Annotated in this window: 15 protein-coding genes and 1 pseudogene; 8 read left to right on the top strand and 8 right to left on the bottom strand. The window is 70.9% G+C overall.

Annotation, left to right across the window (positions count from 1 at the left end; all coding sequences use genetic code 11):
* Window positions 1–4: 4 nt before the first annotated feature.
* From ABLE88_RS21405 to ABLE88_RS21390, 4 genes and pseudogenes are all read left to right on the top strand, one after another.
* Window positions 5–814, top strand: a complete 810-nt coding sequence (locus ABLE88_RS21405; RefSeq protein ID WP_348833820.1) for an urea amidolyase associated protein UAAP1 — start codon at window positions 5–7, stop codon at window positions 812–814.
* 11 nt (window positions 815–825) lie between these two features.
* Window positions 826–1,473, top strand: a complete 648-nt coding sequence (locus ABLE88_RS21400) for an urea amidolyase associated protein UAAP2 (RefSeq protein WP_348833818.1) — start codon at window positions 826–828, stop codon at window positions 1,471–1,473.
* Window positions 1,474–1,478: 5 nt separating this feature from the next.
* Window positions 1,479–5,021 carry an urea carboxylase gene (uca, locus tag ABLE88_RS21395; protein ID WP_348833816.1) on the top strand — a complete coding sequence of 1,181 codons (3,543 nt, stop codon included), beginning with the start codon at window positions 1,479–1,481 and terminating at the stop codon, window positions 5,019–5,021.
* A gap of 86 nt (window positions 5,022–5,107) precedes the next feature.
* Window positions 5,108–5,494 (top strand): annotated as a pseudogene (locus ABLE88_RS21390) (allophanate hydrolase-related protein); the annotation flags it as partial.
* Between the two features lie 23 nt (window positions 5,495–5,517).
* On the opposite strand, the gene hisI reads toward ABLE88_RS21390, so the two are convergent.
* A complete protein-coding gene (gene hisI, locus ABLE88_RS21385; RefSeq protein WP_348833815.1) occupies window positions 5,518–5,997 on the bottom strand; it encodes a phosphoribosyl-AMP cyclohydrolase in 480 nt (159 codons plus the stop codon).
* A 146-nt stretch (window positions 5,998–6,143) separates the two neighbouring features.
* Window positions 6,144–6,731 carry a GTP cyclohydrolase I FolE gene (gene folE, locus ABLE88_RS21380; protein ID WP_348833989.1) on the bottom strand — a complete coding sequence of 196 codons (588 nt, stop codon included), beginning with the start codon at window positions 6,729–6,731 and terminating at the stop codon, window positions 6,144–6,146.
* Window positions 6,732–7,205: 474 nt separating this feature from the next.
* Here folE and ABLE88_RS21375 point away from each other — a divergent pair, with 474 nt between their 5' ends.
* Window positions 7,206–7,661, top strand: a complete 456-nt coding sequence (locus tag ABLE88_RS21375) for an iron-sulfur cluster assembly scaffold protein (protein WP_348833814.1) — start codon at window positions 7,206–7,208, stop codon at window positions 7,659–7,661.
* A 3-nt stretch (window positions 7,662–7,664) separates the two neighbouring features.
* Here the strand turns inward: ABLE88_RS21375 and ABLE88_RS21370 are convergent, their stop codons facing one another.
* Entirely contained in the window at window positions 7,665–8,270 is a 606-nt protein-coding gene (locus ABLE88_RS21370) for an HD domain-containing protein (protein ID WP_348833813.1), read from the bottom strand.
* A 195-nt stretch (window positions 8,271–8,465) separates the two neighbouring features.
* On the opposite strand from ABLE88_RS21370, the gene yidD reads away from it, so the two are divergent.
* Complete coding sequence (yidD, locus tag ABLE88_RS21365) at window positions 8,466–8,774, top strand: membrane protein insertion efficiency factor YidD (RefSeq protein WP_348833812.1); 309 nt, start codon at window positions 8,466–8,468, stop codon at window positions 8,772–8,774.
* Here yidD and ABLE88_RS21360 read toward each other — a convergent pair.
* Complete coding sequence (locus ABLE88_RS21360; protein ID WP_348833811.1) at window positions 8,729–11,251, bottom strand: hypothetical protein; 2,523 nt, start codon at window positions 11,249–11,251, stop codon at window positions 8,729–8,731. The genes yidD and ABLE88_RS21360 overlap by 46 nt on opposite strands.
* Before the next feature lie 305 nt (window positions 11,252–11,556).
* On the opposite strand from ABLE88_RS21360, the gene ABLE88_RS21355 reads away from it, so the two are divergent.
* Together ABLE88_RS21355 and ABLE88_RS21350 are read left to right on the top strand one after the other, a co-directional pair.
* On the top strand, window positions 11,557–11,979 hold the full coding sequence (locus ABLE88_RS21355; protein ID WP_348833810.1) for a YciI family protein: 423 nt from the start codon (window positions 11,557–11,559) through the stop codon (window positions 11,977–11,979).
* Between the two features lie 259 nt (window positions 11,980–12,238).
* Entirely contained in the window at window positions 12,239–13,267 is a 1,029-nt protein-coding gene (locus tag ABLE88_RS21350) for a patatin-like phospholipase family protein (protein ID WP_348833809.1), read from the top strand.
* Window positions 13,268–13,287: 20 nt separating this feature from the next.
* Here the strand turns inward: ABLE88_RS21350 and ABLE88_RS21345 are convergent, their stop codons facing one another.
* The 4 genes from ABLE88_RS21345 to ABLE88_RS21330 all read right to left on the bottom strand — a co-directional run bounded on the left by ABLE88_RS21345 (window position 13,288) and on the right by ABLE88_RS21330 (window position 17,028).
* Entirely contained in the window at window positions 13,288–14,472 is a 1,185-nt protein-coding gene (locus ABLE88_RS21345) for a beta-ketoacyl-ACP synthase (RefSeq protein ID WP_348833808.1), read from the bottom strand.
* Window positions 14,465–14,938: a 3-hydroxyacyl-ACP dehydratase FabZ family protein gene (locus ABLE88_RS21340; RefSeq protein WP_348833807.1), complete on the bottom strand. Its 474-nt coding sequence runs from the start codon at window positions 14,936–14,938 to the stop codon at window positions 14,465–14,467. Before ABLE88_RS21340 ends, ABLE88_RS21345 begins: the two co-directional genes overlap by 8 nt.
* 15 nt (window positions 14,939–14,953) lie before the next feature.
* Window positions 14,954–15,235 carry an acyl carrier protein gene (locus ABLE88_RS21335; protein ID WP_121624114.1) on the bottom strand — a complete coding sequence of 94 codons (282 nt, stop codon included), beginning with the start codon at window positions 15,233–15,235 and terminating at the stop codon, window positions 14,954–14,956.
* Window positions 15,236–15,405: 170 nt separating this feature from the next.
* Window positions 15,406–17,028, bottom strand: coding sequence for an acyl-CoA dehydrogenase family protein (locus ABLE88_RS21330; RefSeq protein WP_348833805.1), 1,623 nt, complete (start codon window positions 17,026–17,028; stop codon window positions 15,406–15,408).
* Between the last annotated feature and the right edge of the window lie 20 nt (window positions 17,029–17,048).

The following is a 17,048-nucleotide window of genomic DNA, read 5'->3' as shown; positions in this document are numbered from 1 at the left end:
AGCCATGACCGTCAGCGTCGAAACCCAGAAATTCATCGAAGAGAACCGCCGCCGCTACGAGGCGCTGAAGGCGGCCGGCCAGCAGCACGCGCCCAAGGCCCTGCCCGGCCCCACGCCGCGCGGCACGTTGCTGCCCGAGGGCGCGGCGATCCATGCCGAGACCATTCCCGGCGGCTGGTACTGGTCCACGCCGCTCAAGGCGGGCGAGGCCCTGCGCATCCATCTGGCGCACGGGCCGGCGGCGGTCTCCATGATCGCCTGGTCGGCCTCCGACGCCTCCGAGCGGCTGAACTATGCCGACACGGTGAAGGTGCAGTGGACCTCGGCGCTGGGAAAGGGCCGCGTGCTGTTCTCCGACATGGGGCGGGTGATGTTCTCCCTGATCGAGGACACCACCGGCATGCACGATGCCCTGGTGGGCGGCTCCACCCCCGCCTCCAACCGCGCCCGCTATGGCGAGACCGTGCTGCGCAACACGCGCGACAACTTCATTCTGGAGGCGCTGAAGCTCGGCCTCGACAAGCGGGACATCCCGCCCGCTTTGACCTTCTTCGCCCCCGTCCGCACGGATGCAGACGGCAATTTCCGCTGGATCGACGGCGCCCGCCAGCAGGGCGATTTCGTGGACCTGCGGGCGGAGATGGACCTCACCGTCGCCCTCTCCAATTGCCCGCATCCCATGGACCCGGCGCCGGACTATGCCCCGCCCCCGGTGGAGGCCATCCGCTTTAAGGCGCCCGCCCCCGCCGCGGACGATCTGTGCCGCACCGCCACCATCGAGGCCGTCCGCGGCTTCGAGAACAACGCGCGCTGAGGGAGGACGACATGAGCCAGTTCTTTGCTTCTCCCGTCCGCGATGCGTCTTCCGCTCTGCGCGATTACTTCGTGCCCGCCAACGCCCCCTTCTCCTGCCTCGTGAAGGCCGGCGAGAGCGTGCGCATCGTCGATCTGGAAGGCCAACAGGCGGTGGATACGCTGTTCTACAAGGCCGATGACTTTTCCGAGCGCTATTCCTCGCAGGATACGCTGCGCGTGCAGGGCTCGGCCTATGTCTCCACCGGCACGAAGCTGATCTCCAGCGAAGGCAATGTGATGCTGACCGTGACCGCCGACACCTGCGGCCGGCACGACACCTCGGCCGGCGCCTGCTCGTGCGAGGCGAACACGGTGCGCTTCGGCCATCAGGTGAAGTATCTGCACGCCTGCCGCGAGAATTTCGTCATCGAAGTGGCGAAGCACGGCATGACGAAGCGGGACATCGTGCCCAACATCAACTTCTTCATGAACGTGCCGGTGGAGCCTACGGGCGAACTCGCCATCGTGGACGGCATTTCCGGCCCCGGCGACTATGTGGAGCTGCGCGCGGAGATGGACGTGCTCCTCGTCATCTCCAACTGCCCGCAGATCAACAATCCCTGCAACGGCTTCAACCCGACGCCCATCCAGGTGCTCGTGTTCGGCGCGGAGGATTGAGGGCGATGTTCTCGAAAATCCTCATCGCCAATCGCGGCGAGATCGCGCGGCGGGTCATCCGCACCGCGCGGGCCATGGGCATCAGGTCCGTGGCCGTCCATTCGGACGCCGACCGCTTCACCCGCGGCGTGCTGGAGGCGGACGAGGCCGTCCGCCTCGGCCCGGCCCCGGCGGCCGAGAGCTATCTGAACGTCGATGCCGTCATCGCCGCCTGCAAGGCGACGGGGGTTGAGGCGGTGCATCCCGGCTACGGCTTCCTGTCCGAGAATGTGCGCTTCGCGCGCCGCCTCGCGGAGGAAGGCATCGCCTTCATCGGCCCGAAGCCGGAGCATCTGGAAGCCTTCGGCCTCAAGCACACGGCGCGCGAGCTGGCCAAGGCGTCGAGCGTGCCCCTGCTGCCGGGCACCGACCTCCTCGACAGCGCGGACGAGGCGCTGAAGGCGGCCGAGGCCATCACCTATCCGGTGATGCTGAAGTCCACCGCCGGCGGCGGCGGCATCGGCATGCAGCTCTGCCACACCCCCGAGGAGCTGAAGGACGTGTTCGAGCGCGTCCAGCGCACGGCCCGCGCCTCCTTCGGCGATGCCCGCGTCTATCTGGAGCGCTTCGTCTCGGAAGCGCGCCATGTGGAAGTGCAGATCTTCGGCGACGGCAAGGGCAAGGTCGTGGCGCTGGGCGAGCGCGACTGCTCGCTCCAGCGGCGGAACCAGAAGGTGGTGGAGGAGACCCCCGCCCCCCTCCTCTCTGACACGGTGCGCGCCCGCCTCCACGCCGCCGCCGTCCAGCTCGGCGAAAGCGTCAGTTACGAGAGCGCCGGCACGGTGGAGTTCATCTACGACCCGGCGCGGCAGGAGTTCTACTTCCTCGAGGTGAACACCCGCCTGCAGGTGGAACATCCCGTCACCGAGGCGGTGTTCGGCATCGATCTCGTAGAATGGATGATCCGCCAGGCGGCGGGCGAAGACCCCATCGCCGCCGCCGGCCCGCTCTCCCCCAAGGGCGCGGCCATGGAGGTGCGCGTCTATGCGGAAATCCCCCACGCCAATTTCCAGCCCTCCGCCGGTCTCCTCACCGAAGTGAAATTCCCGGACTGGGCGCGCATCGACGGCTGGATCGAGACCGGCACGGAGGTGACGCCCTATTACGATCCCATGCTGGCCAAGGTGATCGTGAAAGCGGACGACCGCCCCGGCGCCATCGCGGCCTTGCAGAAGGCGCTTGCCGAGACCTCCATCTGCGGCATCGAGACGAACCTTCAGTATCTCTCCGCCATCGCCGCGTCCGACCTCCTCGCCTCGGGCAAGGTCGCGACCACCGCGCTGAGGGATTTCGCCTTCCGGCCCGCCAGTGTCGAAGTGGTCGTCCCCGGCGCCCAGTCGAGCCTTCAGGAACTGCCGGGACGGCTGAATTTGTGGCACGTGGGCGTGCCGCCGTCCGGCCCCATGGATGAACACTCCTTCCGCCGCGCCAATGCGCTCGTGGGCAATGCCGAGGTGGCGTGTGCGCTGGAAATGACCGTCAACGGCCCGACACTGCGCTTCCATGACGATGCGACGGTGGCGATCTCCGGCGCCCTGATGCCGGCGAAGCTCGACGGCGCCCCGGTGCCGCACGATGCCGCCTTCCCGGTGAAGGCGGGCCAGATGCTCGCCATCGGCACCATCGAGGGGCCGGGGCAGCGGGCGTATCTCGCCGTGGCCGGGGCCTTTCAGGCACCGGAGGTGCTGGGCTCGCGGGCGACCTTCGCGCTCGGCCAATTCGGCGGCCATGCCACCGGCACGCTCAAGGCAGGCGATGCGCTGCACCTTGCCCCCGCGTCCGCGCGTCCGACCGGCCCGGCGACGCAAGTGCCCGCCCCCGCCCCGCTCACCCGCGACTGGCAGATCGGCGTGCTCTACGGCCCCCACGGCGCGCCCGACTTCTTCCAGCCGGACGACATCGCGGACCTGTTCTCGGCCACCTACGAGGTGCATTTCAACAGCGCCCGCACCGGCGTGCGCCTGAAGGGGCCGACGCCCCGCTGGGCGCGCACGGACGGCGGGGAGGCGGGGCTGCACCCCTCCAACCTCCACGACAACGCCTATGCCATCGGCGCCATCGACTTCACCGGCGACATGCCCATCATCCTCGGCCCGGACGGCCCCTCGCTGGGCGGCTTCGTCTGCCCGGCGGTGATCGCCCGCGACGAGCAGTGGAAGATGGGCCAGCTGAAGCCCGGCGACCGCGTGCGCTTCATCCCCCTGCCCCGGCCCGAAGACCCCATTGCCGGCCCCGCCATCATCGGCGCGCCGGAGGAGACCTCCTCCCCCATCCTCGCCATCCACGAGGACGGGCCGGTGCGCGTGGTCTATCGCCGGCAGGGCGACGACAATCTGCTCGTCGAATTCGGCGACATGCATCTCGACGTCGCCCTGCGCCTGCGCGCGCATCTGATGGCCGAGGCGGTTCAGGCCGCGAAGCTGCCGGGCCTCATCGACCTCACCCCCGGCATCCGCTCCCTGCAGATCCACTATGACGGGGCGAGCCTGCCCCGCACCAAGCTTCTCGATGCCCTCGCGGAGATCGAGAAGGGTCTGCCGGCGGCCGAGGACGTGGTGGTGCCGAGCCGCATCGTCCATTTGCCCCTCTCCTGGAACGACCCGCAGGCCCAACTCGCCATGCGCAAGTATCAGGAGCTGGTGCGGCCCAACGCGCCGTGGTGTCCCGACAACATCGAGTTCATCCGCCGCATCAACGGGCTCGAAGACGAGCAGGCGGTGAAGGACATCATCTTCGGCGCCAGCTATCAGGTGCTGGGGCTGGGCGATGTCTATCTCGGCGCGCCGGTGGCGACCCCCATCGATCCGCGCCACCGCCTCGTGACCACCAAGTACAACCCGGCCCGCACCTGGACGCCGGAAAACGCGGTGGGCATCGGCGGCGCCTATATGTGCATCTATGGCATGGAGGGGCCGGGCGGCTACCAGCTGTTCGGCCGCACCATCCAGATGTGGAACACGTGGAGGCGGACCCCCGCCTTCCGCGACACTCCGTGGCTGCTGCGCTTCTTCGACGAGATCCGCTTCTTCCCCGTCTCCCACCAGGAGCTGATGGAGGCGCGCGCCGCCTTCCCGCACGGGGCCTATCCCGTGCGCATCGAGGACAGCCGCTTCTCCTATGCGGACTATGCGGCGAACCTTGCCGCCAATTCCGGCGCCATCGCCGCCGGAAAGGCCCGCCAGCAGGCCGCCTTCGAGGCCGAACGCGCGCGCTGGAAGGCGGAGGGGCTGGACTCTTTCGTCGTCGAGGACGGCGCCGGCCCCTTCAGCGAGGGCGAGATGCCCGAGGGCTGCTTCGGCGTCGCGGCAAACGTCCCCGGCAATGTCTGGAAGGTGCTGGTGGAAGAAGAAGCGATGGTCGCCGCAGGCGACACCATCGCCATCATCGAGAGCATGAAGATGGAGATTTCCATCACCGCCCACGCGGCGGGACGGGTGCGGGAAATCCGCGCCGCGCCCGGCCGCACCGTGCGCTCCGGCGACGTGGTCTGCGTGCTGGAAGATTTGTGAGGATGCCCATGAACACGCGCACGCCGCTCAGCGGCCGTCTCCTCGCCCCCGAGGGCGCAACCGCCCTGCCCGCCGCCGAGGCGGTGCCCATCGCCGTGGTGGGGGCCCATCTCACCGGCATGCCGCTCAATGCCGAGCTCATCGAGGCCGGCGGCGTGCTCCTCAAGCGCTGCCGCACGGCGCCGGACTACCGGCTCTACGTGCTGCCGGACACCAGCCCCCTGAAGCCGGGCGTGGTGCGCGTGCCGGGCTTTGCGGGCCCCGGGCTGGAGGTGGAGGTATGGGCACTCGCGCCCGATGCCTTCGGGCGCTTCGTGGCGCGCATCCCGGCGCCGCTGGGCATCGGCAAGGTGCGCCTGGAGGACGGCACGGAGGTGCCGGGCTTCCTGTGCGAAGCCCATGCGGTCGAGCGGGCGCAGGAGATCACCGCGCTCGGCGGCTGGCGCGCTTTCATGGCCGCGCGGGCGGGCTGAGCGGTCCGGCCGGCGGCCGCGGCTCAGTGGCCGTGGCCATCCTTGCCGTAGACCGCCGCGGGGTCGAAGCGGGGGGCGTCGTTCGTGAAGGCGAGCGTCGTCTGCGGCGAGGGCGCCGCGCCCAGCGGCACGGTGCGGTAGAAGCAGGAGCGGCGCCCGGTGTGGCACGAGGCGCCGGTGCCGCCCACCTCCACCTTGATGACCACCGCGTCCTGGTCGCAGTCGATGCGCATCTCCTTCACCGCCTGCACGTGGCCGGAGGTCTCGCCCTTCTTCCAGAGCCGGCCGCGCGAGCGGCTGAAATAGTGTGCCTCGCGGGTGGCGATGGTGAGCGCCAGCGCCTCGGCGTTCATGTGCGCGAGCATCAGCACCTCGCCCGACGCCGCGTCCACGCAGACGCAGGTGACGAGCCCGGCCGCGTCGAAGCGCGGCGAGAGGACGGTGCCCTCCTCGAGGGCGGCGCCCGGCTGGGGCGGGGCGAAGGGGGAAATGTCGGCGCTCATGATGACGGCCTTCGGAATGGGGCGATCCTTGTGCCCCATGCGGCGGCGGAAGCGAAGAGCCGGCCTGCCGGAAAACGCACGGATGCCGCAGCGCCGGTCGCCGGGATCACCCACGAGCCGGCGCGCCGCGGGGGGAGGCCGCGGCCCTATTTCCCGCCGCGCACCAGGGTGATGAAGCGCACCTGCTCGGCCGGATCGTCCCGGAACACGCCGGTGAACTGGGTGGTGATGGTGGAGACGCCCTGCTTGGCGATGCCGCGCATGGACATGCACATGTGCTCGGCCTCGATCATCACCGCGACGCCGCGCGGCCGCAGGCCCTCGTCGAGGGCGGTGATGACCTGGGAGGTCAAATGCTCCTGGGTCTGCAGGCGGCGGGCATAGATCTCCACCACGCGGGCGATCTTGGAGAGCCCCACCACCCGCTCCACCGGGAAATAGGCGACGTGCGCCTTGCCCACGAACGGCACCATGTGGTGCTCGCAATGGGAGTGGAAGGGGATGTCGCGCACCAGAACGAAGTCGTCGAAGCTGCCGATCTCGCCGAAGGTGCGGTCGAGCAGGGCGTCCGCGTCCTCGCCATAGCCGGAGAACAGCTCGTCATAGGCCGCCACCACACGGCGCGGCGTGTCGAGAAGGCCTTCCCGGCCGGGATCCTCCCCGAGATAGGCGAGCAAGGTGCGGACCGCCGCCTCGGCCTCGCCGCGCGAAGGGCGCGGGGTGCCGTCCGGCATCAGCGGGGCGATGGTCTGGTGCAGGACGGCGGTCGCGCCCGGCTCCTCGGCCTCGGTGCCCACCTTGGCGCGGCGCGCCGCCTCGTCGGCGCGCGCCTTCTCCTCCTGCGCGGCCTGGGCCATAAAGAGCTTCACCACCGCGTCCATGACCAACTCCGTTCGACCCTTGCCGCAGCGCGGAGCGCCCGCGCGGAAGGGAGTGTCACCGGGTGTCGGCTGCGCTTGCGCGGCCCTTTTGCCCGCGCCCCGCCGGTCGTTCCGTTCGGCGGCGGCCTTGCCGTCCTCGTTCGCCAGGGGACATGAGCCCCACGGCACAGTCCCAGATTGATCATGCGGCGGTGCGCCCCAGGGCGCAAGCCCGGCCGCCTCTCGCCGGTCTTCAAACCCCGGACCGGCGCGCTATATATAGGTGAACATGCCATCCCCGGAAGGGGCGGCTCAAGGACGGAACCGGCCCGGCCGGCGCAACAGCCCATGCTCGACGACGTCTATAACGCGCGCATCCTCGCCCTCGCGGCGGACATTCCAAGGCTCGGCCGGCTCGCCGCGCCGCAGGCCAGCGCGCGCGCCCATTCGCGCCTGTGCGGCTCCCTTGTGACCATCGATCTTTCCCTGGACGGGGACATCGTGTCCGACTTCGCCCACGAGGTGCGCGCCTGCGCCCTGGGGCAGGCCTCCTCCTCGCTCATGGCGCGGCACATCGTCGGCGCCTCCACCTCCGAGCTGCGGGCCCTGCGCGAGACCATGTGGCGCATGCTGCAGGAGAACGGCCCGCCGCCCGCGGGCAAGTGGGCCGACTTCGCGGTGCTGGAGCCGGTGCGCGACTATCGCGCGCGTCACCCCTCCACCATGCTCACCTTCGACGCGGTGGTGGACGCCATCGACCAGATCGAGGCGGCCCGCAAGAGCACGGCCGCCGCCGCTGAATAGGGCTCAGGCCGAGGCCGCGCGCGCCGCGATGGCGTCGAGGGCCGCCCCGACGGCGGCGTCGAAGGCCGCCTCCAGGGCCGGCGAGGCGCCCCTCAGGCCGGCCGCCACCTCCCGCGACCAGGCCACATAAGCAAGGGCGCGCGGCGTCTCCCAGTCGGTCGGCGGGTCCTCCGCCAGCGAGCGCAGATTGGCCACCTTGTCGGCAAGCTTCAGCAGCTTGCCGCGCGCCGACAGGGCCGGCGCATGGACCACCTGGAGGCGCTTGCGCTCTTCGGGCGGCAGGGCCTTGTCGTCGGTGACCTCCGCCACGAGATGGGCCACATCGGCGCCGAAGGTGGCGGCGACCTCCGCGAGGGTGACGCCCTGGTCCTCGACCACGTCGTGGAGCAGCGCCGCGGCCACCAGCGCGGCATCGGCTCCGCTTGTCGCCTCGCTGACGAGCAGCGCCACCTCGGCGAGGTGGTTCACGTAAGGCTCCCCGCGCCGACCCTTGCGGCGCTGGTCGGCATGGCGCAGCGTCGCGAAGGCGAGCGCGCGCACCGCCAGGGCAAGGGGAGCGGGCGCCGTGTCCGTCACGTCGGCGGGGTGCGGCATGAGAGCGTCGGTCATCGCTCACCTCAAATGGTCGAGGCGAGGCCGACGGGACTGCCGGACCCGTCCGGCCCGGCTCGAATGGATGGCAAGGTGTCGAACGTCATGAACGACCCGGAACGGGACGATTTTGAGGCAGCCCTGGCCGCGGCGCGCCCCGCCGCGCCGGATGCCGCGAGCGCCCCCGCGGCCGGGCTCGGGCGCCTCCTCGGAATGCTAAAGCTAATCCCCCGCACGCTGCTGCGCGCGCCGATCCTCGCTTATCGCTACACGCTCTCCTCCTTCATGGGCCGGCAGTGCCGCTATCTGCCCACCTGCTCGGACTATGCGGACGAGGCGATCCGCCGCCACGGCGCCTATGCCGGCGCCTTCATGGCGATGGCCCGCATCTGCCGCTGCCATCCCTGGGGCGGGCACGGCTACGATCCGGTGCCCGACCGCCTGCCCGAAGGCGCGCGGGCGCGCGCGCCCTGGCGCTACGGCGTCTGGCGCGTGCCGCCGGAGGGCGGCGGCGAGGCCTGAGCGGGGGCGGGCGGCCGGCACGCGTCCGAGCTGGCGGCGAGCGCGGCCCAGACCTTGCGGACCTCGGCATCGTTGTTGCAACTGTCGCCGGTGCGCTCGATCTGCTCGCGCAAATTCATCTGCACCGGCTTCGACAGCCACCAGCTCATGGCGACGGCGCGGATCTCCTGCCGCTCATAGGTGAGGGGGCAGTCGCCCTTCGACGTCTCGGGCCACACCATGACGTGCGCGAGGTGGGCGTCGCAGGCCGGCCCGAGCCGGCTCGCCAGCCAGGTGCCCGCCTCGGCCACGGCGAGCCGCCCGCGCCCGCCGCGCACCGCGCCGAACGCCCCCAGCGGGCCAGCGACTTCGCCGAACCACACGGTCTGCGGCGCCTGCGGCAGCACCGCCCCGCTCTTGGCCCCGGCCTCGGTGAGGGTGGTCTGCGGATCGTTGGAGACCACCAGGATGAACGGCGCCAGCGCGGGTTCCACCGCCGTGATGGCCTTGGCGAGGTCGAGCGCGCTCTCGGCGCCGAAATTCTCGAAATAGCCGCCGTCGACGATGCGGTCGGTGATGCGGCCATCCCGTCCCGGCACCGCGCCGGGCGGCGAGATCACCGGGAAGCGCGCCGAATTGGTGGCCGCGGTGGAGAGCCGCACGTCCTTGTCCGCGGGGATCAGTTCGTGGAAGTCGAGCGCGTGGGTGAAGACCGGGCAGCGCTCCGGCCGGCCGCCGCTCGGGCATGCCGCAGCGGCATAGATCGGGTGCAGATCGCTGGTGACGATGCGCTGGCCGGTGTCCACCGACGTCCCGTTGAGCACCAGGAACGGCACCCAGGCATCGGCCGTGCGCGGCAGGCCCAGGAAGGGCTGCGACAGACGGTTGGCGGCCAAGCCTGCCGCGCTGGCCGTGTCGCGCGGATCGGCGAGGCCGAGGGCCTCGGCGGCGAGGCCGGCGAACCGGTTCTCCCAGGCGCGCTCGAGCAGGCTCGCCCGGTCGTCGGGGGCGATCTGCACCTGATCGTGGAAGGCCAGCCCGAAGAAGGACGCGGTGAGATAGTCGCCGCTGGTCATGGCCTCTAGGCAGTCGCGCCAGCTCGTCACCGCGCCGCCGAACCAGTGCGCCACGGCCCGCCTGGGACACGGGGGTGGCGCCCCTTTGGGAACGGCCGCGAGCGCTGCGGCCACCACGGCCGCGCCATAGGCGCCGCCGGACACGCCGGATAGGGCGAAGATGCGGTTGCGCACCGCCGCCCCGTCGAGCCCCTCGGCGAGGGCGGCGGGAAGGCGGTCGTCGTCGAGCGCGGCGCGCGTCATGGGCTGTTTGTCGGCCCGCACGAGCGTGGAGCCCTGCTTCAGCCGGTCGACATCGAGGAAGTGGCCGACCACGCTCGCCATGAAGAAGCCGGCCCGGCTCGCCCCGCCCGCGGCGGCGACGATGACGGGACGCGGACACGCTGCCGGGCGTCCCGTGCAGCCATTGGCCGCCATCCACAGGTCGACGGCCTCGCGGATCGAGGGGCGCGCCCGCTCGTCCCGCACCGAGTCCTTGAGGCGCACGGCATGATTGTCGCCCCAGACGGCGACCAGGACCGCGCCGAGGCCGAGCGCCGCGGTGACGAGGGGAAAGCGCCAGCGCCTGCCGAGGGAGGACAGATAAGCGAGGATCGGCACCCAGCCGCCGAAGATGAGCGGGACCGCCATGGCGAGCGGCAGGCGCTCGGCAAGGAAGAGCGGCTGGGCCACGAGAACGGCCACCACGCCGAGGGCATAGACAAGAAGGGTGAGGCGGCCGGTGGCGTGCAGCTCGCCCGATGGATCGCCCTCGCGCGGCGCGATGCCGAGCCGGGCGAACAGGCCGGCGACCCGCGGCTCGAGCCAGCGATCGAATGCCCCCAGGCGACCCCACCGGACCAAGCGGGCGCGCAGCACCGTATAGAGATAGAAGACCGGCACGCAGGCGAGCATGACCCAGGCGACGACGCCGAGCTGGGTCCGCGCGGCGGCGACCACGGGCACGTCCTTCAGCGTCGGCAGATTGGCGATGGCCGCCCAGGCGCCGATGGCGAACGCCACGAAGGTCAGCGCGCCGAGCACCCGCGGCACCAGCAGCATCGCCCAGCCGATCACCCCGCGGGCGGCCGAGAGGCGCTGCGCGGGCGCGTCCTTGCACTCCCGTGCCACCTTCACGGCGAGCGCATGGTCGGTCTCGAGCAGCAGGCGCGCCGCATAGTGCACAGGCATGGCCCAGAGCAGGAAGACGGCGGCCGCCAGAAACGCCATGGCCGGCGTGAGGCCCTTGGCCTCGGCGAGCCTGGCATCCGCCATGGCCACGTGGACCATCACGTCCTGCGCCTCGGTGATGAACGCCATGAGGGCGAGGCCGATGGCGACGCTCGCCAGCGGAATGCGGACGATCCACAGGATCAGCAGAACATCCAGCACCCCGCGCCAGACCCCTGCAGAGCGCGCGCGGAATGATGTGAACGTGCCCATGGTCGAGGCCCTCCCCCTTCCGCGCCGACACAGGATAGGGAACCTTGAGCGACACGTCTTCCGTTGCGCTTTTTGGTTTATTTTATTGTTTCATACAATTTTAACACGCACGACCGCGACGACGCCCCCTTGCGGTCCGCTGCCGGGCGGCGCGCAAGGCCGGAGGCCGGCGCCGATGCGCCGGCGCGCCCGCAGGACCGGGCGTCCCACGCCGGAATTTTTCCGGCCCCTGTCGATTTTGGCTGCGTCCGTTCGTCGTTTGAACAGGAGGGCCGCAGCGGCCTCCCCGAACTGGAGACGAGACGATGCGCGTGATGGTTCTGGTCAAGGCCACCAAGGACAGCGAACAGGGCCTCATGCCCTCCACCGAACTGCTGGAGGCCATGGGCAAGTTCAACGAAGAACTGGTGCATGCCGGCATCATGCTCGCGGGCGAGGGGCTGAAGCCGTCCGCCCAGGGCAAGCGGGTGGCCTTCGACGGGGCGAGCCGCACCGTGATCGACGGCCCCTTCGCGGAGACCAAGGAGCTGGTGGCCGGCTACTGGCTCTGGGACGTGAAGGACATGGCGCAGGCGCTGGAATGGGTGAAGCGCTGCCCCAACCCCATGCCCGGCCCGAGCGAGATCGAGATCCGCCCGCTCTACGAGCTCGCCGATTTCGGCGACGCGGTGATGCCGGACATGCTGGAGCATCACCAGCGCATACGCGAGAAGATCGCCGGCGGCTGACGCCCAGCGGCCCCGCCAGCCGCCTTGCCCGCCCGTCATCTCTGGGAGGGCATGGCGCACGGCGAGGCCGAACGCGCGATCGCGCTCATCTCCGCATGGAGCAGGCCCGCCGCGCGCGCCGGGGACACCCACTGGGCGCGCGCCGGGCGGCCGCCTGCGACGACTGATCCCGCCCGTTGGTGATGACGCCGCGTGCCGGCCGCGCCGTTGCGCCGGGCCGGCCGCGCGCCCATGTGAGGGATCAAGACGCGAGGCGCCGATGTTTCCCTTTTCCCATCGACCGTCGGGGCCTACCGGCGAATGCGAGGCGGCACCCGAGCCCGAGGACGTGGAGCGCGCCGAGCGCGCGGCGAACGGGCGCGGTCTGCCGGCGGTCGGCCTCGCCCTCGGCGGCGGGGCGGCGCGCGGCTTCGCCCATATCGGCGTGCTGCGGGTCCTGGAGAAGAACGGCATCCGTCCCGCGGTGGTGGCCGGAACCTCCATCGGCGCGGTGGTGGGCGGCATCTGGGCCGCCGGCAAGCTCGACCGCCTGGAGGATTGGGCGCGCGGCCTCACCAAGCGCAACGTGCTCGGCCTGATGGACTTCGCCTTGGGCGGACCGGGGCTCATCGCCGGCCGGCGCCTCGTCGAGCTGATGCGCCGCGATGTCGGCGAGCTGTCCATCGACGACCTGCCGCTGACCTTCGCCGCCATCGCCACCGAGCTCGGCACCGGCCATGAGATCTGGCTCACGCGCGGCGACTTCGTGGAGGCGATCCGCGCCTCCTACGCGCTCCCGGGCATCTTCACGCCGGTGAAGGTGGGCGGGCGCTGGCTGATGGACGGCGCCCTGGTCAATCCCATCCCGGTCTCGCCCACCCGGGCGCTCGGCGCGCGCATGGTGATCGCCGTCAATCTCAATGCCGACGTGTTCGGCCGGGGCACCGTGATCCAGGACCACGGCGGCGTGGTGGAGGAGGCCGCCGAAGCGGTCATCACCGGCAAGAAGGAGGGCATCGCCGCCCTGCTGAGCCCGGACCGGCTCAGGCGCCAATTCTTCGCCGGGCACGGCGCCGCCGACGGGCCGCGCGGCCTCTCCACCGTGATGATCGACGCCTTCAACATCATCCAGGACCGCATCGCCCGCTCGCGGCTCGCGGGCGACCCGCCGGACATCACCTTGAACCCGAAGCTCGGGCGCATCGGCCTGTTCGACTTTCACCGGGCGGACGAGGCCATCGCCGCCGGCGCGGAGGCGACCGAGCGGGCGCTGGACGACATCCGCGCCGCCATGGTGGCGCTGGGCTGACCGGGACGGAAGCTGGCGCCTCAGGCCTTCTCCACCAGCGCCGCGCCCTCGCCACGCCAGTGGCCGACGCCGGTGACCACGGCGCGCGCCACGGCGCCGCCGCCGGTCTCCACCGGATCGCCCGCCAGCACCGGGAACAGCTCGCCCTTCGACACTGCGAGCGCCGCCAGCGCGAGCCCGGCGGCGAACTGCGCCTCGAAGCCGTGGCCGAGGCGGTTGGCCACCGCGCGCACGGGAAGGCCGCTGGCCTTGAGCGCCTCCGCCTCGGCGGGGGTCGCCTCGCGCCCGCCGGTGGCGCAGGAGAGCACCACCGTGCCCGGCCCGGCCTCAGCCTTGGCCAGCAGATCGGTGACCTTGCGGGCGATGGCGCCCGGCTCGGACCGGCGCGCGCGCTCGGACCAGACGCCGGACAGCTTGGCGATGGGGGTCGCGCCCCGCGCCGCGGCGTGCGCGGACGATTCGAGCACCAGGAATGCGCCCATGGAGCCCGAGGGCATGCCGGGCGCCTCGACCGAGAAGACCGGCCGGAACGCGCCCTTCATGCAGAAGTCGTCCAGCACGTTGAGGAGCAGCGTGTCCTCACGTTCGGCATTGTAGGCGCCGCCCACGAGGCCGATCTCGCTCTGGCCGGCGGCGATGCGCGAAAAGGCGATGCGCACCGCATCGACGCCCGAACTCTCCTCGCCCATGAAGGTGCGCGAGGAGCCGGTGACGCCGTGGACGATGGAGATGTTGCCGGCGAGCAGGTTCGAGAGCTGCGCCAGCGAGAGCGTCGGCCGCAGATCCGAGAGCAGCCGCTCGTTCAGCAGCCGTCCGGGATCGTTGGCGCCGGCGAGATCGCCGATGATGGAGGCGTCCACCGTCGCGTCGCGCTCGCCGCCGCCGGCCGCCACCACCATGTCGGTCTTGGACAGGATGTCGGCGTTCTTGGCGATGCCTGCGGCCTCAAGCGCAAGGCCCGCCGCATAGGTGCCGATGCGCTGCCAGGGCTCCATCTGCCGCTGGTCGCCCTTCTTGGGGATCTGGCGGTCGTAATCGAGCTTGACGAGGGGATGCACCACGTAGGGCGCGAAGGTTTCCACGTCCGTGACGGGCGCGGTGCCGCCCATCAGCGCGGCCCAGTTCGCCTCGGGGCCCTCGCCGAGCGAGGAGACAAGGCCGATGCCGGTGATCCAGACGTCGCGTCGGAAGCCAGTCTCAGGCATCGGCGTAGTCCGCGAGCGGGAAGCTCACATGCTCGGCCACCTTGAGCACCACCGCCTTCATCTTGCCCTCGGGCCAGGGCAGCACGCGGAAGGAGAGATCGGCCGAGCAGATCTGCTTGCCGTCGAGCTTGGCCTCGGTCTTGGCCACCACATAGCCCGATCCTTCGTGCTCGATGGTCGAATATAGGTCGAGATTGGCGCCGGGCAGCACGAAGGTGCGCAGCTTGGCCTCCTTCACCGAGGCGAGGAACGGCATTCGCTCGAAGCGGTTGCGCGCCAGCACCAGCCAGCCGGTGGTCTGGGCCATGGCCTCGATGAGCAGCACCCCCGGCATGATGGGGTGGCCCGGGAAATGCCCCTCGAAGATGGAGCTCTCCTGCGGCACCAGGCCCTGGCAGTGAATCTTTTCGAGCGAGGGGTCGATGGTGACGACCCGGTCGATCATCTTGAAGACTTCAGGGCGCATGGTCCCCGTCCGGCCTCAGGCCGACTTCGCAGCGACCAGCTCGTCGATGCGCGCACAGAGGTTCTTGAGCACGAAATACTGCTCGGTGGTGGCCTTGCCGTCGTTGACCTCCTGGGTCCACTGCTCCAGTGGCAGCTTGATGCCGAAGGCCTTGTCGATGGCGAAGGCGATGTCCAGGAAGTCCAGGCTGTCGATGCCCAGATCGTCGATGGCGTGGCTCTCCGGCGTGATCGTGTCCCGCGGGATGTCGCAGGTCTCCGCGATGATGTTGGCCACCGTGTCGAACGTCGAAGACATGGACTGACGCCTCTCGTGTGCTCGGCCGCTTCTGGGCGCGACCGGCTCGCGAATTTGGCGAGGGCTGCGGCCATGGCCGAGGGTTCGGCCTGAAGGCCCCTTCGGATGAGTTGATGGCCCCTATAGCGAACGCCGCCGGAGGATTCAATGGCCGGACGCGCGGGAGGCCCTCACGCGTCGAGCGCGCGGGCGATGAGCAGGCCTGCCGTGGCGTCCACGTCGTTGGCCCCGAAAGGGCCCCGCGGGCGGCCAAGACGGGTGGCGACAAAGGCTTCGGAGACGTCGGCGGGCGCCGCTTGGGTGAGCGCCGCCGCGGCGGCGAGAAAATAGAGCCGGTGCGCCGCCCGGCGCGCCAGCCCCTCGCGGTCGGCGGCGGCGAGCGCGGCGGCGATGTCCCCTGCCGCCGCCCGCGCTTCGGGAACTCCGTCGCAGTCGCGCACCAGCCCCTCGAGCACCAAAGCGAGCGAGTCGGGCTCGCGCGCGGCCGCGCGCACCAGATCGAGCGCCATGACGTTGCCGGTGCCCTCCCAGATGGCGTTCACCGGCGCCTCCCGGTAGAGGCGGGGCATGACGCAATCCTCCACATAACCGTTGCCGCCCAGCACCTCCATCGCCTCGAAGATGAAGCCGGGCGCCGCCTGGCAGACCGCGAACTTCACCGCCGGGGTGAGGATCCGCGCGCGCGCCGCCTCCTCCGGGCGGCCCTCCACCTGGTCGAAGCTGCGGGCGAGGCGCACCACCGTTGCCGTGGAGCCCTCCGCCTCCAGGGCAAGGTCGGCGAGCAGGACGCTCATGGCCGGCTGGTCCACCAGCCGGCGCTGAAACACCCAGCGGTGGCGCGCATGGTGCGCCGCGAGGGTGAGCGCCATGCGCATCAGGCCGGCGGAGGCGACCGCGCAGTCGAGGCGCGTCAGCTGCACCATCTCGATGATGGTCCGGATGCCGCTTCCCTCCTCCCCGACCCGCCAGGCGAAGGCGCGCTCGAACTCCACCTCGCCCGAGCCGTTCGAGCGGTTGCCGAGCTTCTTCTTGAGCCGCAGCAGCCGCAGTCCGTTGACCGAGCCGTCCGGCCGGAAGCGCGGCAGCAGGAAGCAGGTGAGCCCCTGGTTGGCCTGGGCGAGCACCAGGAAGGCGTCGCTCATGGGCGCGGAGAAGAACCACTTGTGCCCGGTGAGCTCGTATTCGTCACCGCCGATCTGCCTGGCGCTGGTCTGGTTGGCGCGCACGTCGGTGCCGCCCTGGCGCTCGGTCATGCCCATGCCCACGGTGACGCCCGCTTTCTCCCAGAACGGCAGGAAGCGCCCGTCATAGGTGCGCGCGCGGATCCGCGGCAGCCAGTCCCGCATCAGGTTCGGGGCGGCGGCGAGGGCGGCGGGAGCGGCATGGGTCATGGTGAGGGGGCACACATGACCCGCCTCGACCTGGGTGGTGATGTAGAGCCGCGCGGCCCGCCTTCCGTGGGCCCGGCGCCCGGCCATGTCCCAGCTGGAGCAGTGCAGGCCGGAGGCGTAGCTCTGGGCCATCAGCGCATGATAGGCCGGATGGAACTCGACGATGTCGCAGCGCCGCCCCTGCGGATCGTGGCTGTGCAGCTCGGGCGGGTTTTCGTTGGCGAGCCGGCCGAGAGCGAATTGGTCCGCGGCGCCCCAGTCCGCGCCGAACGCAGACAGCTCCTCAATGGCGCCGTCAGCCGCGGCACTGTCCATCAGCGGCCGGTCAAGGGTCGCAAGATTGACGCCGCCAAGCGGCGGCGGCTGGTTGAACGTCTCCTCCACGTTCCGAAGCGTGTGCATGGCACGTCCCCGCGTCGCGC

It is taken from the genome of Xanthobacter luteus (genome assembly GCF_040049235.1).
Taxonomy (GTDB): Bacteria; Pseudomonadota; Alphaproteobacteria; order Rhizobiales; family Xanthobacteraceae; genus Xanthobacter.
The sequence above is the reverse complement of the archived record's forward strand: the minus strand, read 5'-3'. Positions and strand labels throughout refer to the sequence as shown.

Coding starts and splice junctions, on each gene's coding strand:
- hisI (WP_348833815.1), bottom strand. CDS start 5,997: ATGAGCGCCGACATTTCCCCCTTCGCCCCGCCCCAGCCGGGCGCCGCC.
- yidD (WP_348833812.1), top strand. CDS start 8,466: ATGCTAAAGCTAATCCCCCGCACGCTGCTGCGCGCGCCGATCCTCGCT.
- ABLE88_RS21330 (WP_348833805.1), bottom strand. CDS start 17,028: ATGCACACGCTTCGGAACGTGGAGGAGACGTTCAACCAGCCGCCGCCG.
- ABLE88_RS21370 (WP_348833813.1), bottom strand. CDS start 8,270: ATGACCGACGCTCTCATGCCGCACCCCGCCGACGTGACGGACACGGCG.
- ABLE88_RS21335 (WP_121624114.1), bottom strand. CDS start 15,235: ATGTCTTCGACGTTCGACACGGTGGCCAACATCATCGCGGAGACCTGC.
- uca (WP_348833816.1), top strand. CDS start 1,479: ATGTTCTCGAAAATCCTCATCGCCAATCGCGGCGAGATCGCGCGGCGG.
- ABLE88_RS21350 (WP_348833809.1), top strand. CDS start 12,239: ATGTTTCCCTTTTCCCATCGACCGTCGGGGCCTACCGGCGAATGCGAG.
- ABLE88_RS21345 (WP_348833808.1), bottom strand. CDS start 14,472: ATGCCTGAGACTGGCTTCCGACGCGACGTCTGGATCACCGGCATCGGC.
- ABLE88_RS21355 (WP_348833810.1), top strand. CDS start 11,557: ATGCGCGTGATGGTTCTGGTCAAGGCCACCAAGGACAGCGAACAGGGC.
- ABLE88_RS21340 (WP_348833807.1), bottom strand. CDS start 14,938: ATGCGCCCTGAAGTCTTCAAGATGATCGACCGGGTCGTCACCATCGAC.
- ABLE88_RS21375 (WP_348833814.1), top strand. CDS start 7,206: ATGCTCGACGACGTCTATAACGCGCGCATCCTCGCCCTCGCGGCGGAC.
- folE (WP_348833989.1), bottom strand. CDS start 6,731: ATGCCGGACGGCACCCCGCGCCCTTCGCGCGGCGAGGCCGAGGCGGCG.
- ABLE88_RS21400 (WP_348833818.1), top strand. CDS start 826: ATGAGCCAGTTCTTTGCTTCTCCCGTCCGCGATGCGTCTTCCGCTCTG.
- ABLE88_RS21405 (WP_348833820.1), top strand. CDS start 5: ATGACCGTCAGCGTCGAAACCCAGAAATTCATCGAAGAGAACCGCCGC.
- ABLE88_RS21360 (WP_348833811.1), bottom strand. CDS start 11,251: ATGGGCACGTTCACATCATTCCGCGCGCGCTCTGCAGGGGTCTGGCGC.